This is a genomic window from Pseudogemmobacter bohemicus (assembly GCF_003290025.1).
GTDB classification, from domain to species: domain Bacteria; phylum Pseudomonadota; class Alphaproteobacteria; order Rhodobacterales; family Rhodobacteraceae; genus Pseudogemmobacter; species Pseudogemmobacter bohemicus.
On record NZ_QNHG01000002.1, the window covers coordinates 1 to 23,331 of the forward strand.

21 protein-coding genes are annotated in these 23,331 nt (G+C 63.6%); 15 read left to right on the top strand and 6 right to left on the bottom strand.

What is annotated here, in order from left to right:
- Positions 1-182, top strand: a 182-nt coding sequence (locus DRF71_RS28505; RefSeq protein WP_232831385.1) for a hypothetical protein, incomplete at its 5' end; no start/stop codon positions are given.
- Here DRF71_RS28505 and DRF71_RS08015 read toward each other — a convergent pair.
- The 3 genes from DRF71_RS08015 to clpB all read right to left on the bottom strand — a co-directional run bounded on the left by DRF71_RS08015 (position 174) and on the right by clpB (position 4,533).
- Positions 174-818 carry a protein-methionine-sulfoxide reductase heme-binding subunit MsrQ gene (locus tag DRF71_RS08015; RefSeq protein ID WP_112310076.1) on the bottom strand — a complete coding sequence of 215 codons (645 nt, stop codon included), beginning with the start codon at positions 816-818 and terminating at the stop codon, positions 174-176. The genes DRF71_RS28505 and DRF71_RS08015 overlap by 9 nt on opposite strands.
- Positions 815-1,726 (bottom strand): protein-methionine-sulfoxide reductase catalytic subunit MsrP, encoded by a 912-nt coding sequence (gene msrP / locus DRF71_RS08020; protein ID WP_112311218.1) that lies wholly within the window; start codon positions 1,724-1,726, stop codon positions 815-817. The genes DRF71_RS08015 and msrP overlap by 4 nt, the downstream gene beginning before the upstream one ends.
- 191 nt (positions 1,727-1,917) lie before the next feature.
- Complete coding sequence (gene clpB, locus DRF71_RS08025) at positions 1,918-4,533, bottom strand: ATP-dependent chaperone ClpB (RefSeq protein ID WP_112310077.1); 2,616 nt, start codon at positions 4,531-4,533, stop codon at positions 1,918-1,920.
- A gap of 286 nt (positions 4,534-4,819) precedes the next feature.
- Between clpB and DRF71_RS08030 the strand changes: the two genes are divergently transcribed.
- The gene (locus tag DRF71_RS08030; protein WP_157970992.1) at positions 4,820-5,254 is read left to right on the top strand and encodes a hypothetical protein; all 435 of its coding nucleotides are present in this window, start codon (positions 4,820-4,822) and stop codon (positions 5,252-5,254) included.
- A 2-nt stretch (positions 5,255-5,256) separates the two neighbouring features.
- Here the strand turns inward: DRF71_RS08030 and DRF71_RS08035 are convergent, their stop codons facing one another.
- Positions 5,257-6,144 carry a TolB family protein gene (locus DRF71_RS08035; RefSeq protein ID WP_112310079.1) on the bottom strand — a complete coding sequence of 296 codons (888 nt, stop codon included), beginning with the start codon at positions 6,142-6,144 and terminating at the stop codon, positions 5,257-5,259.
- Entirely contained in the window at positions 6,141-6,914 is a 774-nt protein-coding gene (locus DRF71_RS08040) for a hypothetical protein (protein WP_112310080.1), read from the bottom strand. The genes DRF71_RS08035 and DRF71_RS08040 overlap by 4 nt, the downstream gene beginning before the upstream one ends.
- A gap of 165 nt (positions 6,915-7,079) precedes the next feature.
- On the opposite strand from DRF71_RS08040, the gene pyrF reads away from it, so the two are divergent.
- Positions 7,080-7,766, top strand: a complete 687-nt coding sequence (gene pyrF / locus DRF71_RS08045; protein ID WP_112310081.1) for an orotidine-5'-phosphate decarboxylase — start codon at positions 7,080-7,082, stop codon at positions 7,764-7,766.
- Here pyrF and DRF71_RS08050 read toward each other — a convergent pair whose 3' ends face one another.
- On the bottom strand, positions 7,767-8,423 hold the full coding sequence (locus tag DRF71_RS08050; protein WP_112310082.1) for a TetR family transcriptional regulator: 657 nt from the start codon (positions 8,421-8,423) through the stop codon (positions 7,767-7,769).
- 129 nt (positions 8,424-8,552) lie between these two features.
- On the opposite strand from DRF71_RS08050, the gene DRF71_RS08055 reads away from it, so the two are divergent.
- The 12 genes from DRF71_RS08055 to DRF71_RS08110 all read left to right on the top strand — a co-directional run bounded on the left by DRF71_RS08055 (position 8,553) and on the right by DRF71_RS08110 (position 23,303).
- Entirely contained in the window at positions 8,553-9,911 is a 1,359-nt protein-coding gene (locus DRF71_RS08055) for an aspartate aminotransferase family protein (protein WP_112310083.1), read from the top strand.
- Positions 9,908-11,539, top strand: coding sequence for a phytoene desaturase family protein (locus tag DRF71_RS08060; protein ID WP_112310084.1), 1,632 nt, complete (start codon positions 9,908-9,910; stop codon positions 11,537-11,539). Before DRF71_RS08055 ends, DRF71_RS08060 begins: the two co-directional genes overlap by 4 nt.
- Entirely contained in the window at positions 11,520-13,061 is a 1,542-nt protein-coding gene (locus DRF71_RS08065; RefSeq protein WP_112310085.1) for a phytoene desaturase family protein, read from the top strand. Before DRF71_RS08060 ends, DRF71_RS08065 begins: the two co-directional genes overlap by 20 nt.
- A complete protein-coding gene (locus DRF71_RS08070) occupies positions 13,058-14,272 on the top strand; it encodes an aminomethyltransferase family protein (RefSeq protein WP_112310086.1) in 1,215 nt (404 codons plus the stop codon). The genes DRF71_RS08065 and DRF71_RS08070 overlap by 4 nt, the downstream gene beginning before the upstream one ends.
- Positions 14,272-15,456: an aromatic ring-hydroxylating oxygenase subunit alpha gene (locus tag DRF71_RS08075; RefSeq protein ID WP_112310087.1), complete on the top strand. Its 1,185-nt coding sequence runs from the start codon at positions 14,272-14,274 to the stop codon at positions 15,454-15,456. Before DRF71_RS08070 ends, DRF71_RS08075 begins: the two co-directional genes overlap by 1 nt.
- The gene (locus DRF71_RS08080; RefSeq protein ID WP_112310088.1) at positions 15,453-16,682 is read left to right on the top strand and encodes an aromatic ring-hydroxylating oxygenase subunit alpha; all 1,230 of its coding nucleotides are present in this window, start codon (positions 15,453-15,455) and stop codon (positions 16,680-16,682) included. The genes DRF71_RS08075 and DRF71_RS08080 overlap by 4 nt, the downstream gene beginning before the upstream one ends.
- A gap of 42 nt (positions 16,683-16,724) precedes the next feature.
- Positions 16,725-17,843 carry a polyamine ABC transporter substrate-binding protein gene (locus DRF71_RS08085; RefSeq protein WP_112310089.1) on the top strand — a complete coding sequence of 373 codons (1,119 nt, stop codon included), beginning with the start codon at positions 16,725-16,727 and terminating at the stop codon, positions 17,841-17,843.
- A 12-nt stretch (positions 17,844-17,855) separates the two neighbouring features.
- Positions 17,856-18,956, top strand: coding sequence for an ABC transporter ATP-binding protein (locus DRF71_RS08090; RefSeq protein ID WP_112310090.1), 1,101 nt, complete (start codon positions 17,856-17,858; stop codon positions 18,954-18,956).
- Positions 18,957-19,077: 121 nt separating this feature from the next.
- Positions 19,078-20,001, top strand: a complete 924-nt coding sequence (locus tag DRF71_RS08095) for an ABC transporter permease (protein WP_112310091.1) — start codon at positions 19,078-19,080, stop codon at positions 19,999-20,001.
- Positions 19,998-20,837: an ABC transporter permease subunit gene (locus tag DRF71_RS08100; protein ID WP_112310092.1), complete on the top strand. Its 840-nt coding sequence runs from the start codon at positions 19,998-20,000 to the stop codon at positions 20,835-20,837. Before DRF71_RS08095 ends, DRF71_RS08100 begins: the two co-directional genes overlap by 4 nt.
- On the top strand, positions 20,834-21,682 hold the full coding sequence (locus DRF71_RS08105) for a dimethylsulfonioproprionate lyase family protein (RefSeq protein WP_112310093.1): 849 nt from the start codon (positions 20,834-20,836) through the stop codon (positions 21,680-21,682). Before DRF71_RS08100 ends, DRF71_RS08105 begins: the two co-directional genes overlap by 4 nt.
- On the top strand, positions 21,675-23,303 hold the full coding sequence (locus DRF71_RS08110; protein ID WP_157970993.1) for an amidohydrolase: 1,629 nt from the start codon (positions 21,675-21,677) through the stop codon (positions 23,301-23,303). Before DRF71_RS08105 ends, DRF71_RS08110 begins: the two co-directional genes overlap by 8 nt.
- Positions 23,304-23,331 lie beyond the last annotated feature (28 nt).

A 23,331-nucleotide genomic window follows, 5' to 3' on the forward strand; every position in this document is an offset into this window, starting at 1 on the left:
CCTTTTTTCGGGGAAGTCACAAATTCTTCGCGGAACTCTGCGAAAATCCAACAAAACAAGGTGATTACAACGCGAAGAAATTCGCGTCAGCCTGGCGTTTTCGCAGGCCAGAAGTGGCCATCAGAAAGAATATTGCGCAAACCACCCTGAATGACGGAAGAAAAATCAGTCACTTAGCGTAAATCGGCGAATCCCGTCCGAATCTGCTCCCGCCTGGCGCGAATCCGCGCCTGAATCAGCCGCCAGATCAGCAGCCCGGCCAGAATCGCCGCCCAGATCCAGCCCTCCGGCCGGATGATCTTCATCTGCCAGAGGTAGTGCAGCACTGCGAGAACAGTGGCCGGCCAGATCAGCAGATGCAGCCTGCGCCAGCTGCGCCCCATCCGCCGGATCGAGGCTGCGTTCGAAGTCACCGCCAGCGGGATCAGCAGAAGGAAGGCGACGACCCCCATGATCAGATAGGGACGCTTCACCAGATCACTCAGCGCCTGCGAGATCAGCAGCCCCATATCCAGCCAGATCCAGGCCAGAAGGTGCAGCGCTATATAAAGGATCGCCAGCAACCCAGCCGCCCGGCGATGCCGGATCAGGTTCACTCCGGTCAGCGCCCGCAGCGGCGGAATCGCCAGACAGATGAACAAAAGCCAAAGCCCGGTCTTGCCCAGATCATGCTCGATCGCCTTGACCGGATCGACCAGCATCCCGCCCGAAAGCACCTGGAATGCCAGCCAAGCCAGCGGCAAGAGCCCGAGAAGCCAGACACCCCATTCCGGCAACCGTCTTGAGACCGCATTCAACCGGTCGGAAACCGCGCTCAATAGTTCACCGCCAGATCCATGCCTGCATAAAGCGCGGCCACCTCTTCGCCGTAACCGTTGAACATCAGCGTCTCCTCGCGCCCGGCGAAAACGCCGGCGCCGATCCGCCGCTCGGTCGCCTGGCTCCAGCGCGGATGATCCACCTCAGGGTTCACATTGGCATAGAAACCATATTCCGAAGGCTGCAATTCCTGCCAGGTTGTGCGCGGCTGTTCGGCGGTCAGGGTGATCTTCACAATGCTCTTGATCGACTTGAAGCCGTATTTCCATGGTACCACCAGCCGGATCGGGGCGCCGTTCTGCTTCGGCATCTCCTCGCCATAGAGGCCCGTGGCAAGGATCGTCAGCGGATTCATCGCCTCATCCAGCCGCAGCCCTTCGACATAGGGCCAGTTGATGCCGCCACCGCGCTGCCCGGGCATCTCATCGGGCCGGTAGACGGTCTCAAAAGCCACATATTTCGCCGAAGCCTGCACGCCGACCCGGTCCAGCAGGCCCGCAAGCTGAAACCCCTGCCATGGAATCACCATCGACCAGGCCTCGACACAGCGGAAACGGTAGATGCGCTCCTCGATGGGCTGGCCCTTGATCAGATCGGCGAGGTCGTAACTTCCGGGCCTGTCCACGAGGCCGCCGATACTGACCGCCCAGGGATCGGTGGTCAGCGCCCCGGCATAAGCGGCCGGATCATCCTTGTTCCAGCCGAACTCATAATAGTTGTTGTAGTTGGTGATCTCTTCCAGCGTATTCGGCGCCGCATCGGTGGAATAGCGCCCGACATCAGCGCGCGCGACCACCGGCAGCGCCAGCCCGGCCACCGCGCCCGTCAGCAAAGCGCGCCTGTTGATCCATGTCGCCTTCGGCGTGACATCTGACCAGCGCAGGGGTCCCGGGGCTCTTGCAGGCATGACATACTCCATCACGGCTTGGCTGCGCTTACCCTGACACAGAAGGCACAATTATCCAGACACAGATAAGAGAGGCCCCACGCGGCCCGCCCCTTTCATCTGTCCTTAAATATCCCCGCCGGAGGCATCCGCAGCCAGCAAAGGGGCGGCAAGGTCTCCCCTGCCGCCCCCTGTTCAAGTGCCGCACCCGCTCAGTGGACCTTAGCCTCACTCGGTCGCTGCCGGTGCGAGGCGACCACGCGGTCGCCCACCTGCAGCCCCTCGTCGCTCGCCGTCACCTTCACGACCGAGCCGTCAAGGATCTCACCGCCCAGGAGCATCTCGGCCAGCGGGTCCTGCAACTGGCGCTGGATCACCCGTTTCAGGGGCCGCGCGCCAAAGACCGGATCATAGCCCTCCTCGGCCAGCCACTCTTTCGCCTTGTCGTCCAGCTCAAGCGTGATCTTGCGATCCGCCAGCCGCCGCTCCAGCCGTTTCAGCTGGATCGAGACGATGCCCGACATATCGGCGCGGCCCAGCCGGTCGAAGATGATCATCTCATCCAGACGGTTCAGGAATTCGGGGCGGAAATGCGCCCGCACCGCTTCCATCACATCGCGTTTCGCCTGGGTCGCATCGGCGCCATCCGGCAGTTCCGACAAGGCCCGCGCGCCAAGGTTCGAAGTCAGGATGATCAGCGTCTGCTTGAAGTCGACGACACGCCCCTGACCATCGGTCAGCCGCCCGTCATCGAGCACCTGCAACAGAACGTTGAACACATCCGGATGCGCCTTCTCGACCTCATCGAACAGCACGACCTGATAGGGCCGGCGCCGCACGGCCTCGGTCAGCACACCGCCCTCATCATAGCCGACATAGCCCGGAGGCGCCCCGATCAGCCGCGCCACCGAATGTTTCTCCATGAATTCCGACATGTCGATGCGGACCATCGCAGTGTCATCGTCAAAGAGATATTCGGCCAGGGCCTTGGTCAGCTCCGTCTTGCCCACGCCGGTCGGGCCAAGGAACAGGAACGAGCCAAGCGGCTTATTCTCATCCGAAAGCCCGGCGCGCGCGCGCCGCACCGCTTTCGACACCGCTTCCACCGCCTGATGCTGGCCGATCACCCGTTTGCCGAGCTCCTCTTCCATCTTCAGGAGTTTCTCTTTCTCGCCCTCCAGCATCTTGGTCGTGGGGATGCCGGTCCAGCGCTCGACCACCTCGGCGATCTGCTCGGGCCGCACGGATTCCGAGACCAGAGCCTCGCCCTCACGCCCCTCGGCCTCACCCAGCTGCTTTTCCAGCTCGGGGATGGTGCCATATTGCAGCTCACCGGCTTTGGCGAAATTGCTTTCGCGTTTGGCCTGATCCAGCTCTGCCCGGGCGCGATCAAGCTGTTCCTTGATGTCGCGGGCCTTGTTGAGATTGTCGCGCTCGGCCTGCCATTTCGCAGTCAGCTCGGACGAATGGTCCTTCAGATTGGCAAGCTCCAGCTCCAGCTTTTCCAGCCGGTCTTTCGACGCCGCATCGTCTTCCTTCTTCAGAGCCTCGGCCTCGATGGTCAGTTGCAGGATCTGGCGATCCAGCGCGTCCAGCTCTTCGGGCTTGCTGTCCACCTCCATCCTGAGCCGGGCCGCGGCCTCATCCACCAGGTCGATGGCTTTATCGGGCAGGAAACGGTCGGTGATATAGCGATGCGACAGCTGAGCCGCCGCCACCAGCGCCGAGTCGGTGATCTTCACCCCGTGATGCAGCTCATATTTCTCTTTGATACCCCGCAGGATCGAGATCGTATCCTCGACCGTCGGCTCTTTCACCAGCACCGGCTGGAAGCGCCGGGCGAGGGCCGCGTCTTTCTCGATATATTTGCGGTACTCATCCAGCGTGGTCGCGCCGACGCAATGCAGCTCTCCCCGGGCAAGCGCGGGCTTGATCAGGTTGGCGGCATCCATCGCGCCATCGGTCTTACCGGCACCGACCAGAACATGAAGCTCGTCGATGAAGAGGATGATCTCGCCAGCCGCCGACTCGATCTCTTTCAGAATGGCTTTCAGCCGCTCCTCAAATTCACCGCGATATTTCGCACCGGCGATCAGCGCGCCCATATCCAGCGCCATCAGCTTCTTGTTGCGCAAGCTCTCGGGCACGTCACCGTCAACGATGCGCAAAGCGAGGCCTTCCGCGATGGCGGTCTTACCGACACCGGGTTCGCCGATCAGCACCGGGTTGTTCTTGGTGCGGCGCGACAGCACCTGCATGGCGCGGCGGATCTCGTCATCGCGGCCGATGATCGGGTCGATCTTGCCCTGCTCTGCGGCCTCGGTCAGGTCGCGGGCATATTTCTTCAGGGCCTCCATCGTCTCTTCCGACGAGGCAGAATCGGCCGTCCGGCCCTTGCGGATATCGTTGATAGCAGCGTTCAGCCCCTGAGCCGTCACAGCCCCGGCGGTCAGCGCATCTTTCGCGCGGGTATTCACCAAGGCCAGCGCGGTCAGCATCCGCTCGACCGGCACGAAGCTGTCGCCCGCCTTTTTGGCAACCGCTTCCGCCTCATCCAGCACGCGGACAAGCTGCGGGTCGATATAGGTCTGGCCGTCGCCGCCGGTCACTTTCGGCAGCTTCGCAATGGCAGCATTGACCGCCTCGTTGACGCGCTCGGGGCTGCCCCCCGCACGACGGATCAGATTGGAAGCAAGGCCCTGGTCATCATCCATCAGGGCTTTCAAGAGATGGTCGGGCAGCACACGCTGGTGGCTTTCCCGCATCGCAATGGTCTGGGCGGCCTGAATGAAACCGCGCGAACGCTCCGTGAACTTTTCGATGTTCATCGGTCTCTCCTTTTCATAAGCGCCGATCTTTGCGGGCGCCCTGAAAAGGCACGCCCACCCCGGCCTTCGATTTCCAATCTGGGGCGGCGGCGGGGTGGGTTCAAGCCGTCCCGCGCCTGAGTCAGCGAAAATTTCCACCCGGGTTTCCACCCGACCGGAGGGGCCGTTTTCCGCCTGGAGGCGACAGGGCTTTCGGCGGCTTTCATCCCGGTTCCCGGCGAGAGGGGCGCCGGATCTTGTCGCAGCGGCGCCCGCATGGGCAAAGTTACCAAAAAGAGGAAAGAGCATGACCGACCGACTCGAACCCATTTTGCCACAAGTGCCCGTCGAAGGCATCGCCGTCCATATCGGCCGGGCCGGGATCTGTATGGGCGACATGGCCGAGGCGCGGCTGTTGCCCGACGGGCGCGTGGGGATCTTCGCCATGGCGCGGCAGCGCATTCTGGGGATCTTTCCGGTACGCCGCGTCAGCTATCTTGGCCATCTCGGCCCTGTGGCCGAACGCATCCTGGCCCCGGCCCTGATCGAGGGGCTGATGCTGCGGCTCCGGATCGTGGTGCTGACGCCCGAGCATCTGGCGACCTCGGGCCCGCCCGAGATCCATGTCTCGGTCTGGGCCGATCCGCAGCGGCTGGCGCCCTGTCTCAGCCCGGATGCCCTGTTCGTGCCCGAGGCGTTGCAGAAGGAGGCCAATAAAGGCGACGCCCTCAGCCCGGCCTGAAATCAGGGCTCATAGCGGATATAGGCAAAGGCATGCCCATCCGGCGCCCAGGACGGTACATTGATCGTGCCCTGGCCGCCGGTGACCTCGGCCAGCACCCGCTGATTGCCGCCCTCGGGGTCCGAGATCATCAGCCGCACCGGCAGATCCGCCGGATGCCCCTCGGTACCGGGCGGGTAAGACAGCCAGCAAAGCCAGCGACCGCAGGGCGAGGGATGCGGGAACCAGTTCACCCGCTCATCCGCGAAAAGCTGGCGCTGATTGCTGCCATCCGCATCCATCACCCAGATCTGTGCATGACCGGAACGGTCGGAGTTCCAGTAGATCCGCCTGCCGTCATGGCTGAAATCCGGGCCATCACTTTGCCCCTCGCCCCAGGTCAGACGTCGCTCAGCCCCGCCCTTCACGGCACGAGTATAAACATCAATCACCCGACTGCCCTCCCTGGCAGCGACATAGGCAATCACCCGACCGCTGGGAGAAATGCCATGAAGCCAGCTCGGAGCCTCGCCGGAGACCTTCTCCGGCACGGCATCAGCGGCAATCCCAGGGCGTGGCACAGTATAGATCTGCGCCCCTTTTCCCTCATAATGGCTTCCAAACAGGATTTTCCCACGCCGCGTCACGAGATGATCATTGTTGCAACGATCCGCAATCCCGGTGCTGATCGGCTCCAACGGCAGCGGCCCCGCCTGCGAAAACATCCAGAAGCGGCCATTGATATTCACCGGAGTGACCCGCCACAGGCGACCGCCGGAATTGACAATAAGGCATCCCCCTCCGGGCCACCAGTTCGGGGCTTCCAGTCTTTCCTGGCCAGGGCGGCCTTCATGGCGCAGGATTTCGGTCACCCGGCCTTCCGGCGTGATGGTCTCAAGAACGGAAATCACTCGCGCGCCTTTGGCGTCAGCAGTTTTTTGGGGCGCAGCGCTTCAGCGGCTTTGAACAGGCCAAAGGTCTGGTTGACGTAATTCACCGCACCGCCGATCTGGTCGATATAGGTGTCAAGCTCGACTGTGCGTTCAGCCGCCAGCACCTGCACGGTGCGGGACGGGTCGATCCCCTCGAATTGCGCATAGAACAAAGGCTCCCCCCGGCGCAGCACGATATCCTTCTGCGGCTCATGCCATTCGAACGCCCACATCAGCGGGCGCGGCCAGACCGAGATCGGAAAGCGGCCGCCAAAGATGGTGCCGGGCAGCGGATCGGGGCGGTAATGCATGAAGGGGGAAAGCTGCGTGAGGTAAACCAGCTCATCCGCAATGAAACAGTAAGGCAGCGAAAGCTGGATCGTCGGGCGATCCGGGTAGCGCCATTCGGATTCATTCACAAGCGTGAGCATCTCATTCAGTTTGTTGCCCCGGACCGGGCTGGCCGTCCCCAGCCGGTTGATCAGCACCGCGCGCCCGTCTTTGTCGCGGGCAAACCCGATCTGCAGGTCGAACGGGCATTTCACCATGAAATACCGGCTTTCCAGCTGGATCACGCCCGGGCAGCGCGCGGCACTTTTCGCATGTGTCCGGTTTTGCTGGCGGAACATCACCCGTTCTGGCGGGTCATAAAGCACCGCATTCTTGTCTTTCGTCAGAAACCAGCCCACCTGGATCGGGCCTGAGCCGGGCCCTTCCTCGGGGCGCTCGACGGTAATCGTGATATCCATTGACCTGCCTTGAGATACTTTCCACCAGACTCGCGCCATTAACCTTGTCTGTCAATGAAACCCGCCCAGGTGAACAGCGGCTTAACGGCACACGCCTGTCTCTTGTCAAACCCGCGCGCGCGTGAGACAGGGGCGCATCCCCAGCCAGAACCCCGGAGAAGACCGATGGATGACCGCCTGATCGTCGCGATGGATGTGCCGAATGTGGTCGCAGGCCTCGCGCTGGCGGACCGGCTGGGGGATGCGGTCAGCTTTTACAAAGTGGGTCTGGGGATGCTGACCGGCGGCGGCCTCGCGCTGGCGATGGAGCTGAAGAACGAGCGCGACAAGCGGGTTTTCCTTGACCTCAAGCTCTTTGACATCGGCCAGACGGTTGAGAATGCGGTGAAGGGGATCGCCGGGCTGGGCCTTGATTTCCTGACCGTGCATGGCGATCCGCAGGTGGTGCGGGCGGCGGCCGAGGGCAAATCCGGCACCGATCTGAAGATCCTCGCGGTCACCGTGCTGACCTCGCTCGACCGCGCCGATCTGGATGCGAATATGATCCTGCCCGGCGATATTCACGAGATCACCGTCGAGCGTGCCCGCCGCGCGCTGGAGGCGGGGGCCGATGGTGTCATCGCCAGCCCGCAGGAAGCCGCGCTGATCCGGGCCTTGCCCGAGACGAAGGGCCGGCTGATTGTCACCCCGGGCGTGCGTCCGGCGGGGTCGGCCAGCGGCGATCAGAAGCGGATCGCCACGCCAGAAGCTGCGCTGCGCGACGGGGCCGATCATATCGTGGTCGGACGCCCGATCTGGGCCAGCGCCGACCCGGCGGCGGCAGCCCGCGCGATTATTGCGGAACTCCCCTGATCAGTGAAGCGGCCCTTCCGCGCTGAAATGGCGCGGGAAAAACGCGGCGACGCAGACCATCAGCGTCGCCAGGGCCTCTGCCGCCTCATAAGGTGACTGCATCGTCATCATATCCAGCCAGACGCCCTCGGTCGTGACCCGCAGCACCCGCGCGGTGCGGGTCGGATCGACGCTATAGCCGTGATCCGCATTCATCCGGCGGCAGAGCGTTTCCAGATAGTCATTATACTGCTCATCGTTTGAGCCGCATTTCTCCTGGTAAAGCGGTCGCCCCGAGGTCTCGCCCCAGAACGAACACCAGGCCGCCAGCCGCCCCGGCGTGCAGATCTCGGGCCGGAAATCCGCCGCCAGCATCGCATAGAGCTGCTCCGCCGCATCCACACCCGCCGCGTCGACCGCGCCGGTCCAGTTCTGCCGGTATTCGTCCGACAGATAGAGCAGCGTTTCCGAAAGGAGGTTCTCCTTGGTCTGGAAATGGAAATTCACCAGCCCATGCGACAGCCCCGCCATCCGCGCCACCTCGGACATGGTCGTCCTGGAATAGCCAAAGCGCGCGATCGTCTCGATCGTCGCCTCGATCAGCTGCACGCGCCGGGCGTCGCGCGGCATCTTGCGGGGCTGGGACTCAGGGGTATCGGTCTGCTCGATTGCGGCCATCTGTGTCTCCGTTCGCAGCCAGTCTTGCCTGAAAAATCGCTGCGTTAAAAGCGCTTTCAGATTCTGATTGACAGTTCAGTCAAAATAATTCGAGACTTTGACCAGCCGCAACAGGAACAGGTTGACGCCATGACCACCGCGCTGCATCGCAAGCTCGCGAAGTCGAATGCCCATTTCAAAAAGGCGCTGAAGAAGCTGCCGCTGGGGGTGGCCTCGACCTTCCGATACTGGGGTGACGAGCGGACGATCTATGTCCATCACGGCAAGGGTGGCCGGACCTGGGATATCGACGGCAATAATTACGTCGATTACCGGCTGGGTTACGGCCCGGCGATCCTCGGTTATGCAGACGACCGGGTTGATGCCGCCGCGCGGCGGGGGATGGAGGTCGGCGGCGTCTTCGCCCTTTCGACCGAACGCGAACTCGCCGTGGCCGAGCGCATCTCGAAAATGGTGCCTGCGGCAGAGCTGGTGCGGTTCTCCAATTCCGGCACCGAGGCGGTGATGTCGGCGCTGCGGCTGGCGCGCGCCTATACCGGCCGCGAGAGCTATCTGCTGGTCGAGGGCGGCTATCATGGCCTCTTCGACGCCGCCATGTGGATGGCCAATATGGATGAATGGGACGCCAAATCGAACAGCGACCCCGAGATCGTGCCCTATGGCAAGGGCATCCCAAACACGGTCAAACAGCTCGCCCATCTGGTGCCGATGAACGATATGCAGCGGCTGGAGGACACCTTCCGCAAGCATGGCGACGATATGGCCGCAATGCTGATCGAGCCGATCCAAGGGAATTGCTGCGGCATCTCGGCACGTAAAGACTATGTGCAACTCGCCCGCAAACTCTGCGACCAATATGGCGTTTTGCTGATCATCGACGAGGTGAAAACCGGCTTCCGCGTCGGCAAGGGCGGCATCCAGGGCATTCTGGGCGTGAAGCCCGATATCACCACCTTTGCGAAAGCGGTCGGCAATGGCTATCCGATCTCGCTGGTCGCGGGGCGCGAGGACATCATGCGCACCTTCCGCTATGGCGGCGCCTCGCATGGCGGCACCTATACCGCCCATTCCGTCAGCCTCGCCGCCGCCGAGGAGACGCTGCGCATCCTTGATGAGACTCCGGCGCTGGAGACACTGGCCAATTACGGCACGCGTCTGAAAACCGGCATCTCGGAGATCCTTTCGGCGCGCGACATCACGCATAGCTTCTCGGGCCACCCGTCGATGTTCGGCATTTTCTTCGATGCCGTGCCGCCGGACAATTACCGCGCCTGGAAGACCTCGGATTACTCCTTCTACGACCGCATGGCCTACTATCTGCATGACATGAACATCATCGTAGAGCCGGATAGCCGCGAGCCCTGGTTCATGTGCGAGGCGCATGGCCTGGACGAGAGCTGCTACACCGACACCATCCGCGCGGTGGAAACGGCGGTCGACCTGACGCTGCGCGACCAGGCAGAGGGCAAGCTGGACGCCGCCGAATGACTTATGACGCGTTGATCCTCGGCGCGGGGCATAACGGGCTGGTCACTGCCTGTTACCTCGCCCGCGCCGGGATGAAGGTGCTGGTGGTCGAGAAAAACGACTGGGTCGGCGGCGCCGCCGTCTCGCGCGAACTGACCCCGGGCTTCACCTATTCCAATTGCTCCTATGTCGCATCGCTGTTCCGCCCCGAGATCATGCGCGATCTGGAACTGCCGCGCCACGGGTTGCAGATCCTGCCCTATGAGGGCGGCGCGGTGTTTCAGGAAGGCGGCGGCTATCTCGGCATGTATCGCGACCATGACGCGAACCGTCGCGAATTTGCCCGCCATTCCGCCCGCGATGCCGAGGCCTATGACGTCTATTCCCGCGACGTGCTGCGCTTTTGCCGCTTCATCCGCCCGATGCTGTTGCGCACGCCCCCCGATCCGGCCCGCTTCCGGCCCCGCGATCTGGGGGAGCTCATGTTCATCGGCAAACAGGTCTCCGGCCTGTCGGAGCGGCAGATTGCCGAGATGGTCCGCTTCTGGACCATGTCGATCTCCGACTATCTCGACCACTATTTTGAAAGCCCGGTGATCAAGGCCTATCTCGCGGTCTCGGCGATCATCGGCACCGCCCTTGGGCCGATGTCGCCCGGCTCGGCCTATGTCCTGCTGCATCACTATATGGGCGATGTGGACGGCAATATCGGCGCCTGGGGCTTTGCGCGGGGCGGTATGGGGTCAATCACCAAAGCGCTGTCTTCGTCGCTGATGGCCTCGGGCGGAGATATCCGCACCGGTTCGCCGGTGGCGCAGGTGCTGGTGAAGAACGGACGCTCGGTCGGCGTCGTGCTGGAAAACGGCGACGAGATCCGGGCGAAGCGGGTGATTTCCAACATGGATGTCAAACGCACCATGCTGAAACATGTCGCCGAGGCCGAGCTGCCCGGCGATTACGTCGCCTCGGTCAGGAAATTCAAGACGCGCGGCTCTTCGGGCAAGCTGAACATCGCGCTGGACGGGGTGCCGAAATTCACCGCCCTGCCCGAAGGGTCAAGCGCGATCAAAGGCGATCTGCATTTCACCGATTCCATCGAGAAGATGGAGCGCGCCTATGATGACTGGAAGAATGGTCATTTCAGCCGCGATCCGTTTCAGGACGTGATGATCCCCACCATGATCGACCCGACCATGACGCCGCCGGGCAAGCATTTCATGTCCTGTTTCGTGCAATATGCACCGCCAAAGATCGGGGGCCTGGCAGAGGGGGGCCGCGACTGGGCCGATGCCGATCGCGATGCTTTCGGCCAGGCCTGTCTCGACCAGATCGAACGCTACGCGCCGGGGTTCAAAAACCTCGTCCGCCATGTCGAGGTCCGCACGCCCCGCGAGCTGGAGGCCGAGGTCGGGCTGACCGAAGGCAATATCTTCCAGGGCGAGCTGACCTTTGACCAGTTGCTCTTCAACCGCCCGGTGCCGGGCTATGCCAATTACCGAACGCCGGTTCGTGATCTCTGGATCTGCGGCTCGTCGACCCATCCCGGCGGCGGGGTGATGGGGGCGCCCGGCCGCAATGCGGCGGCCGAGATCCTGCGCGATGCGAAACTCTCTCCAAAGGATATGAGCGATGCCTGGCCCGTCCTTTGACCGCACATCCTCTGATCGCAGCGTGATCGTCATCGGGGCCGGGCCGAATGGCCTTGCCTGCGCCCATCGGCTGGCGTCAAAAGGCCGAAAGGTTACGCTGATTGAGGCCGAGGCCCATCCCGGTGGCGGTGCCCGCGCATTGCCAGACCTCGCGCCGGGCCTGACTCCCTCACTCGCGCATCTGGTCTGGCAGCTTGACCCGCGCGTCGAGGCAGCGATGGACCTTGCGCGCCATGGTCTCGCCTGGGAGGCGACCGATATCCCGACCACGGTGATCGGGCGCGAGGGCAATCTGGTAATCCGGGGCGCGCTGACCGACGGCCCGGATGCCGCCGCCTGGAAAGAACTGCACCAGCGGCTGATGTCCTTCGCGGCAGCCCTGGAACCCTTTCGTCGCATGGCACCGCCGCGCCTCCAGGCTGCGGGCAATTCCTGGGGCAGGCTTGCGAAGAATCTGATCGGCATCCGGGCGCTTGGCACCAGGGATTTCCGCGAACTTTTGCGGGTCATCCTGATCAACGCCCATGACGTGGCGCAGGATGAGCTGAGCGACCCGCGCCTGCGCGCCGCGCTTTGTTTCGATGCGGTACTGGGTGCCTGGGCCGGGCCGCGTTCGCCCAATACGCTGATCCTGCTGCTGGACCGGCTGGCGGGAGAGATCGCGGGCCGCAAAGGTGCCCTGGCTTTGCCCAAAGGCGGCATGCCGGCGCTGGCACGCGCCATGGCCAATGCCGCAACCGCAGCAGGCGTTTCGCTGCGCAGCAATGCGCGGGTCAGCCGGATCAACATCGCCGATGATCAGGTCACCGGCATCACGCTGGAAAGCGGCGAAACCCTTGCAGCCCCGCTGGTCATCTCGGCCATCGGTCCGAAGGCGACGATCCTGTCGCTGGCCGGTGCGCAGCATTTCGACACCGGCCTTGTCACCGCGCTCAGGCATCAGAAATCGCGGGGCGGCACGGCAAAGCTCCACCTCGCGCTTTCCGCGCTGCCGGATTTCCAGGGCGCCGATCCGCGCGCGCGCATCCTGCTGACACGCGATGAGCATGAGGTCGAGACCGCCTTCAACCCGGTGAAATATGGGGAAGTGCCGGCGCGTCCGGTGATGGAAGTGGTGATCCCGACCGCCTTTGGCGGCACCGGCGCCCATCTTCTGTCGGCCAATGTACAATTCGCCCCCCATGCGCCAAAGGCGGGCGAGGATGCTGCGCGGGCTCAGATGCTGGCCGCCTGCATGACACGGCTGGAAGAGGCCGCGCCGGGGATCGGCGCGCTGATCACCAAAGCCGATCTGCTGATGCCCTATGATATCGAACGGCAATTCGGCATGGCAGGCGGCAACTGGCATCATGGTGAGCTGGCGGTGGAACAGATGCTTTTCAACCGGCCCATTGCACCGCTGTCGCGCTATGCGACACCGCTGAAAGGGCTCTGGCTGACCGGCGCCGGCACCCATCCCGGCGGCATGTCGGGCGCGGCCGGACGAAACGCGGCGGATGCCGTGCTGGAGGCGAAAGCATGAGTGCATCCCCCTCTCTTCATGCGCCGCAGGCGCTGAACCATTTCAGATCTCCGCTGGCGCAAACGCCTTTCCATCCGCGCACCAATGCCGCGAACCGCTTGCAGGGCTGGGCGCCATGGGCCGGCTATATGACCGCCACCTGTTTCGGCGATTCCACCATGGAACATACGGCGATCCGCAATGCCGCGACGCTTTATGACATCTCGCCGATGGTGAAATACCGCATCACCGGGGCGGATGCGGTGGCTTACCTCAACCGCCTGACTTTGCGCGATGTGGGGAAGCTGGCGACAGGCCAGGTGCATTACACCGCCTGGACCGATGATCTGGGCAAGGTGATGGATGACGGCACGGTTTTCCGACTCGGCCCCGCCGATTTTCGCCTCTGCTGTCAGGAGCGGCATCTGCCCTGGCTGACGGAAACCGCCTGGGGGCTGGATGTGGGGCTGCGAGACGAGAGCGAAGACCTCGCCGCGCTGGCGCTGCAGGGGCCGGTCTCGGCAACCGTGCTGCAAGAGGCCGGGTTCAACGTGCAGACGCTGAAGCCCTTCCGCATGGCGAGTTTCGCCTTTCAGGGCACCGATGTGCTGATCTCGCGCACCGGATTCACCGGCGATCTGGGCTATGAACTCTGGATCACACCCGACCAGGCGCTGCCGCTCTGGGATCATCTGATGCAGGCCGGTGCGCTTTACGGGCTGATGCCGGCTGGATCCGAGGCGGTGATGCTGGCGCGGCTTGAGGCCGGCTTCATCACCACCGGCATGGATTTCGTCCCGGTGCAACATGCGGTGCGTGAGGATCGGGCGCGATCGCCATTCGAGCTGGGCCTCGACTGGATGATCGCCTGGGACAAGGGCCATTTCACCGGCCGCCGGGCGCTGGCGGCAGAGCGCGACGGCAAAACCTCGAAATGGGCGCTGGTCGGACTGGACATCCCCGGTAATGTCAGTGCGGAGGGGGCGATCCTTTACTTCGACAAGCGCCGCGAGGCCGGGTTCATCACCGCCGCCTGCTGGTCGCCGACGCTGAAACGCAACATCGCCATCGCCCAGGTCGAGGCGCGCCATGCCTCCTGTGACCATCTCTGGGTCGAAATCTACGCGCTGCGCGAGCTGCAATACCAAAAGCTGATGCTGCCGGTCACCAAAACCGCCCGCCCGTTTTTCGCACCCGAACGCCGTCGTGCCACACCACCGGGGAGATACTGATGCCACATGATATTGCACAGAACGCCCCCCATCCCGACAGCCCCCGCCTCAGCCATTGCCCCGAAACGCTTCCCCGCGCAGCCTGGATCGCCCCCGACTGGTTCACGCGTGAGATGGAGACGATTTTCGCCCGGCAATGGGTGATGGTCGGGCGGCTGGCCGATCTTCCCCCTGGCACCCTGCGCGGCGTGAAGGCCGGCGCGGCACCGGTCCTGCTGGCGCGGGCGGCGGATGGCTCGCTTTCGGCCTTTCACAACAGCTGCCGCCATCGCGGTTCGGAACTGTGCCGCGAGGGCGAGGACCGGTCCTTCGGAAAGCTGATCACCTGCCCCTATCACGCCTGGGCTTATGGCGCCAAAGACGGGCGGCTGATCTCGACCGCCCATGCGATCCCGACCGCCGATTTCCGCAAAGAGGATCACGCGCTGAAGCCGGTGGCCCTGCGTCTCTGGAACGGGTTCATCTTTCTGAACCTCTCGCGCGATCCGGGTTCGATCCTGGCCGATATGCCGCTGGACACCTATGCCAACTGGCCGATGGAGGGGCTGGTCACCGGCCATCGCTGGGAATCGGATCTCGGCTGCAACTGGAAAGCCTTTTGGGAGAATTACTCGGAATGCCTGCATTGCCCGGGCATCCACCCCGAGCTTTGCGACATGGTGCCGGTCTACCGACAGGGCATCATGGGCGCGAATGAGGCGCGGGGCTGGAGACCCGGTCAGCCCACCGGCCCGACCCTGAAACCCGGTGCCGAAAGCTGGACGCCCTCGGGCGCGCCCTGCGGGCCGGTCTTTCCCGGGCTGACCCCCGAGGAACGCGCGCGCGGCTATACATTCGTCACGCTCTGGCCCTCGACCTATATCGTCGCCCATGTCGATTATGTCCGCGCCGTACGGCTGGAGCCGGTCTCCCCCACCCGCACCCGCCTGGTGGCTGAATGGTATTTCCCGCCCGAGACGCTGGGGCAGCCGGGTTTCGACCCCGCCGCCATTGCCGCCTTTGCAAAACTGGTGATGCAGCAGGACGGCGCGGCGTCGGAGATGAACCAGCGCGGCATCGCCTCGCCTGCCTTCACACGCGGCACGCTGATGCCCGAGGAATATGAAATCCATCGGTTTCACCAATGGGTGCTGGCCGAAATGGCCAAGGATGACAGGGTCCTGGATACGGAGGCAACCCAATGACCGGCTTTCCCGCTACGCCGCTGCAATCAGACCCGATCCCTTCTGGCTGGGATCGTCGCGGACTGCCGGCCTGGACCTACCATTCCCGCGCGTTGTTCGACCTGGAACGCGAAGAGGTGTTTCTGAACCACTGGCAGGTCGCCGGCCATGTCTCGGATATTCCGGCCCCCGGCGACTGGCTGTCTTTTGATCTTCTGGGCGAGCGGGCGGTGATCATTCGTGGCCAGGACGGCGTGGTTCGCGCCTTTATGAACCTCTGCCGCCATCGCGGCGCACGGGTGGTTGACGGCGCGCAGGGGAAATGCCGGGGCGCGCTGGTCTGCCCCTTCCATGGCTGGGTCTATAACCTTGACGGCACCCTGCGCGGCGTCTCGCGCCCCGACACGTTCGGCGAGGGGCTGGACAAAAGCGCCTTCGGCCTGAAACCCCTGGAGCTGGAGATTTTCGCAGGCTTCCTGTTCCTGCGCTTTCGCCCCGGCCCGCAGCCAGCGGTCGCGGAATTGCTGGCCCCTTACGCGCCCGATTTCGCGGCCTGGCGTTCTGACCGGCTGATGCCGCTGGATATTTCCGGCTGGTCGGCCGAACTGGAGGTGAACTGGAAATCGGTCCGCGACGTGGATAATGAAGGCTATCACGTCGCCCTCGCCCATCCGTCTTTGCAGGACCTTTACGGCCGCGATTACCGCGACCTCTATTTGCCCGGGGGCTTTCATGTCAGCTACGGCTTTTACGGCGACCGCCCCGGCCGGCGCTGGTCGGTGAAGAACTATGTGAAACACTCGCCGATGCGAGACGACCTGCCGCCGCATCTGAGGCGGAACTGGGCCTATTACGGCCTCTTCCCCAATATCGTGATCGCCTTCACCCCCGAGACCGCGCAATTCTACCACGACGTGCCGCTGTCGCCGGGCAAGACCCTGCTGACCGGCCGCCAATACCGGATCGCCGATGAGGACCGCCAGACCCGCGCCGCCCGCTACCTGGCGCATCGGATCGACCGCGACACTTCGGCCGAGGATCAGCAGCTTTCCATCTGGTCGAACGAATCGATGCGGTCGGAAAATTTCGAGGGCTTCCACCTCTCGGATCTCGAATACGGGCTGCGCCGCCATCACGATCAGCTGCGCCGCCTGCTGCCGGTGATGACCCGAGGTGCCGCACCCGCAGAGGGTGAAATGCGCGCCGTTAACAAGGATTTGCTTTGCGCAGGAGAGGGCCGGGCATAGGCTTTCTTAAAAACATATAACAAACCACCCAGGGAGAACGACATGAAGCTGACCCGTCGCCACGCGCTTTCCGCCCTATCCGGTGCAGTCCTCGCCACTCCGCTTTCGGCGCCCTTCATCCGCCCGGCACGGGCCCAGTCCGGTTCGGTCAATGTCTATAACTGGTCGGACTATATCGGTGAAACGACCGTCGCCGATTTCGAGGCCGAGACCGGGATTTCCGTGGTCTATGACCTTTATGCCAGCGCCGAAGAGGTGGATGCGAAAATGCTGGTCGGCGGCACCGGCTATGATCTGGTGCTGCAATCGGGCATGTCCTATCCGCGCATGGTGGCGGCGGGGATCTATCAGCAGCTCGACCGCTCGAAACTGCCGGGCTGGAAAAATCTCGACCCCGATATCCTGAAGATCGTCGAAGATTACGACCCCGGGCTGCTGCATGGTGTTCCCTATATGTGGGGATCGGTCGGGATGGCCTACAATATGCAGATGGTGCGCGAGCGTCTGCCCGACGCCAACCTCGACAGTCTCGACGTGCTGTTCAAACCGGAGAATGCGGCGAAACTGGCGGATTGCGGGATCTCGGTTCTCGATAGCCCGACCGATGCCGGCTATATGATGCTGAAATATCTGGGCATCGACCCGAATACCGCCGGCGCCGCCGAATATGCGAAAATGGCCGAGGCCTTTGCGCCGATCCGGCAATATATCTCGACCTTTGACAATGCGAATTATCTCAATGCGATCCCCAATGGAGAGCTTTGTGTGATCAATTCCTGGTCGGGCGATTACGGCGTCGCCAAGACCCGCGCCGCCGAGGCCGGGATCGAGATGGAGCTGGCCTATTTCGTACCGGAAACCGGCGCTCCGGCCTGGTTCGACCTCTTCGGCATTCCCGCCGATGCGCCAAATACCGAGAATGCGTATAAATTCCTCGATTACCTTTTGCGCCCCGAAGTGGCGGCGGCCTGCACCAATTACACCGGCTATGCCAATGCCAATGCGGCAGCGACGCCGCTGGTCGATCCCGCGATTGCCAGCGACCCGGCGATCTATCCCGATGATGCGACCCTGTCGCGCCTCTTCACCACAAGGCCAATGTCTGAAGAGCAGGAGCGCGACCTGAACCGCGCCTGGCAGCAGATCAAGAGCGGCGGCTGAGGCGAACCCGTCATGTCAGACCCGGCCCCTTTCATCCGCATCGAGGGCGTCTCCAAACGCTTTGGGCATTTCGAAGCGGTGCGTGACGTCAATCTGACCATTGGCAAGGGCGAGATCTTCGCCCTGCTCGGCGGCTCCGGCTGCGGCAAGACCACGCTTTTGCGGATGCTGGCGGGGTTCGAGACGCCGACATCAGGCCGTATTTATATCGACGGTCAGGATATGGCAGATACCGCCCCCTGGGACCGGCCGGTGCATATGATGTTCCAGAGCTACGCGATCTTCCCGCATATGAGCGTCGAAAAGAACATCGCCTATGGGCTGAAACATGAGAAGCTGACCGCGGCCCAGCGGGCGGCCCGGGTCGGGGAAATGCTGGCCCTGGTGCAGCTGACGCCGTTTGCCAAACGCAAACCGCATCAGATTTCCGGCGGGCAAAGACAGCGTGTGGCGCTGGCGCGCGCGCTGGCGCGGCAACCCAAGGTGCTGCTGCTGGATGAACCTCTCGCGGCGCTGGACAAGAAACTGCGCGAACATACCCAGTTCGAGCTGATGTCCATTCAGCAGCGCACCGGGGTCACCTTCGTTGTGGTCACCCATGACCAGGAAGAGGCAATGACACTCGCCGACCGCATCGCGGTGATGGACAAGGGCGAGGTGAAACAGGTCGGCCCGGCAAACGAGATCTACGAATACCCGAATTCCCGCTTTGTCGCCGGCTTCATCGGCGCCATCTCCACCTATCCCGGCCGCGTCATTCGTCTCACCGGCGATATCGCCGAGATCGACATCCCCGCGATGGAGGGCACCTTCGCCGCCCGCAGCCTTCCCGGCCTGACCGAGGGCCAGCAGGTCACCGTCGCGTTGCGCCCCGAAAAAATCGCCATCTCGAAAACCTGCCCCGACGCGGTGAACGTGGTCGAGGGCCAGGTGAAAGACCTCGCCTATTTCGGCAAAGACAGCCTCTACCGCGTCACCCTGCCGGGCGGCGAGCTGATCTCGGTCCATGCGGTCAATGCGCGCCGTGCTTCGGAATCCGGTCGCCCCGCCGATTGGGATGACCGCGTCTGGCTCTCCTTCGAGCCCGCCTCAGCCATAATCCTCACGGATTGAGGAGCCAGATCATGTGGACAGAAAGCGCCCTCTCCTTCCTCTTGACTGAAATACTCCCGGGGGGTGCGGGGGGCAGGCAGCCCCCCGTCTCCGACGCCAGCCACACACCAGGAGGCCAGATATGAAAGCCCTCGCCTCCTGGTTCCACCGCCGCGGCTGGCGCGAGCTGATCATCGGCATCCCCTATCTCTGGCTGACCCTCTTCTTCCTGATCCCCTTCCTGATCGTCGTGGCGATGAGCGTCGCCACCCGCACCCCCACAGCACCCCCCTTCGGTTATGGCGGCGAGAACCCGATCCTCAATTTCGAGGGCTATGGCCGGCTTTTCACCGAAACCCTCTATATCCGCGCCTTCGTCACCTCGCTGATGAATGCCGCCATCGCCACGCTGTTCTGCCTGGCTCTCGGCTATCCGATGGCGCTCGGCCTCACCCGCGTCTCGAAATCCTGGCGCAATATCCTGTTGATGCTGGTGATCCTGCCCTTCTGGACCTCGTTCCTCTTGCGGGTCTACGCCTGGATGGGGCTGATGGGCCGGAACTCCTGGTTCAACTCGATGCTGACCGACGCCTGGAATTTCGTCGTGCCGCAGGCTTACACGCTGAACTCGATCCCGATGATGAACACCAATTTCGCGGTGATCCTCGTCATGGTCTATACCTACCTGCCCTTTATGATCCTGCCGCTTTACGCCAATCTCGAACGGCTCGACCCTGTGCTCGACGAGGCGGCAATGGATCTCGGCTCCCGACCTTTCCAGGTCTTCCGCGACGTGACCCTGCCGCAATCCATCCCCGGCATCATCGCGGGCGGCATGCTGGTCTTCATCCCTGCGGCCGGAGAGCTGGTGATCCCCTCCCTCGTCGGCAACCCGTCCTCGCCGATGATCGGCCGCATCATCTCGGATGAATTCGCGCAAGTCAGGGACTGGCCGATGGCTTCCACCGTCGCTGTGGCGCTGCTGATCCTGATGGTCGGGCCGACCATGCTTTACGCACGATACCAGCAAAAGGCCGAAAGCGCCGGCGCGGAGGACAAACCATGACCCGCCGTCCCGTCTTCCTGATCACCGTGATGTGCTTTGGCTTTGCCTTCTTCTACATCCCGATCCTGTCGATGATCGTCTATTCCTTCAATGAAAGCCGGCTTGCCACCGTCTGGGGCGGGTTCTCGACCAAATGGTATGTCTCGCTGTTCTCCAACCGCCAGGTCGGCGCCGCGCTCTGGCTGTCGTTAAAGATCGCCCTGGTCTCGGCCAGTATCGCGACGATCCTTGGTGCCATGGCCGGGATCACGCTGGCACGGTTTCGCAAATTCCGCGGCCGCACGCTGTTTTCCGGCATGGTCACCGCGCCTCTGATCATGCCCGAGGTGATCACCGGCATCTCGCTTCTGATCTTCTTCACCCTGCTGGCCAACTGGATCGGCTGGCCCGGGCAACGCGGCTTCACCACCATCACCCTGGCACATATCACCTTCTCCATGGTCTTCGTCACCACCGTCGTCCATTCGCGCATGACCCAGATGGACCGCTCGATCGAAGAGGCGGCGATGGATCTCGGCTCGCGCCCCTGGCAGGTTTTGCGGGATGTGACGCTGCCGGTGATTTCGCCGGCGCTGCTTTCGGGCTGGCTGCTGGCCTTCACCATTTCGCTGGATGATGTGGTGATCTCGTCCTTTGTCACCGGGCCGGGTGCGACCACGCTGCCCTTGCTGATCTGGTCCAAGGTCAAGCTGGGCGTCACCCCCGACATCAACGCGCTGGCGACGCTGATCGTGGCGCTGGTCGGCATCTGCGTGATCCTTGCCGGCTGGCTGATGAGCCGGGCCGAAAGGCGCCGCCTGGCCGAACAACGGCTTGCCTACAGGACGAATGGATGAGCGCCGCGCTCTGGCTTGCACTGGCCGAGCCTGCCGGTCCCGCCGGGTCCGGCAGGCGCCGCTACGCTGCTGCGATGGCACTGCATGGCGCCGGCCTTCTTTCCACCGCCCAGCTGGAATCCTACCGCGAGGCCGCCACCACCGACGCCATCGACCCGCATCGCGTCATGGCGGATCGCGGCCTCGCCCCGCCCGAACCGCCGGAGCCTGATCTGGCCGCCCGCCTCTCGCATCTTCTGCAGGAGACCGACCGCTGCCTCTCTGCCCTGACCGGTCCCGGCATTGCCGAAATCCGCAGCCTGCTCGCGCCCTCGCTGCTGCAAAGGCCGGTGCCACGGACCGGCTCTGACAATCCGGTGGTCCGCAGCCATATCGCGGCAGCGCTCGAGGCGATGCATCCCACCGATCCGACCCTTGCCGCCGCCATCGGCACGCTGGCCCGGGATCTGCCCTGGATCACCTATGACGCCTATCCCCTGTCCGAAATAGGGCCGCATTTCGGGCGCGTGCATGCCTTTTGTACGCTGGTCGGTGCGGGGGCCGCCTGGCCTGCCGATGATTTCGACCTCGGGCTTTTCCTGGTGGCGCCCGGCGTGCTTTACCGCGACCATGCCCATCCCGCGCCCGAACTTTATCTGCCGCTGACCGGCCCGCATCGCTGGCGTTTCGCCCCCGATACGCCCTTCCGGCCGCTGCCCGCCTTTCACCCTGTCTGGAACCCGCCGCTGCAACCGCATGCGACCCTGACCGGCGCCGTCCCCTTCCTCAGCCTTTTCGCCTGGACGCGCGATGTCGATCAGCCCGCCCATGTGCTGCCCGCCAGCGACTGGAGCCTTTATGAGTGACACCCTCCTGATCAATGGCCGGATCCATACGATGGATCCGGGCCTGCCGCTGGCCTCTGCCCTCCTGATTCGCGATGGGCTGATCGCCGCTGTCGGAGGCGCGGAAATCGCCGCCCTCGCACCGGGTGTCAGACAGGTCGACCTCGGCGGCCGGCTGGTGCTGCCCGGTTTTCAGGATCCGCATACGCATCTCTTGTCCGGTGGCACCGATCTCACCACCGCCGCGCAACTCTATGATGCCGAAACGCTGCATGATCTGGCGCGGCTGATCCAGGACCATACCGCGCGACGGCCCGATCTGCCGCTGATCATCGGCGCGGGCTGGCAGCCGGGCTATTTCGGCGATCACAACCTGACCGCCGCCTGGGTCGACCCGCTGACAGGCCACCGCCCGGCGCTGATCTACGATTCCAGCTTTCACTCCGCCTGTTTCAACACAGCCGCGCTGGAAATGGCGGGGATCGGAACGGACACGCCCGACCCGCCCAATGGCCATATCCTGCGTGACACCGCCGGACGCCCCACCGGGATGCTGCATGAAGACGCCATTCCCTGGGCGCTGGAACGCCTGCCCGCCTTCACCGATGACCAGCTGATCGAGGGGCTCCTGGCCGGCCAGGCCCATGCCAATCGCCACGGCATCACCGGCGTGATCGACGCGAAGATCACCGCGACGGAGGCGCGGATTTATGCCCGTGCCGCGCGTGAGAACCTTTTGACCCTGCGCGTCGCCGGTGCGGCGCATGTGTCCGAGGCCGATACACCGGAAAGCGCCGTCGCCCGGCTCAGCGCGCTGCGCGCCGCCCATCCCGGCCCCGATTTCCACATCAATGCCGCGAAATTCTTCATGGATGGGGTATTCGAGAACCGCACAGCCGCCTGTCTCGCCCCCTATGCCGATGGGCCCGGCGGCAATGCGCCCTGCATGTTCACCCGCGATCAGACGCTGGCCCTGATGACCGCGCTTGATGCGGCGCGGTTCCAGATCCATGTCCATGTGATCGGGGACGCCGCCTGCACCCGCGCGCTTGACGGGCTTGAGGCGGCTTTGGCCGCGAATGGTCCCTGGCCCGCCAGCCATCAGATCACCCATCTGCAACTGGTCGCAGCCCAGGATTTCCCCCGCCTTGCCCGCCTCGCCATGGCGAATATCCAGCCGCTCTGGGCCCGGTTCGACCCGAAAATCCCTGATATTGCGCTGGAGATGATCGGTCCTTCGCGCCTGCCACAGACCTATGCCTTCCGCGACATGCGCGACCCCGGCACCCCGATCACCCTGTCTTCGGACTGGCCGGTCTCGACCCTGAACCCGTTCGAGATCATCGAAACCGCCATCACCCGCCAGGCCCGCCAGGTCGAGGATCCAGGTCCGCCCTTCCTGCCTGACCAGGCGCTGAGCATCGGCGAATGCGTGGCGGGCTATACGGTCCAGGCGGCGCGTGCCTGCTGGCGCGAGGGCTATAGCGGGCGGCTCACGCCCGGGTTTTCCGCCGATCTGATCGTGACCGACCAGGATATCTTCACCTGCCCGCCGACGCAGATTTCCGCGACCAGAGTTCTCCTGACCCTGTTCCGAGGCCGCATGGTCTGGCGCGATCCGGGCTGCGATCTCGCAGTCTGATTGGGCGGTCTGATCTGGCATAAACCCA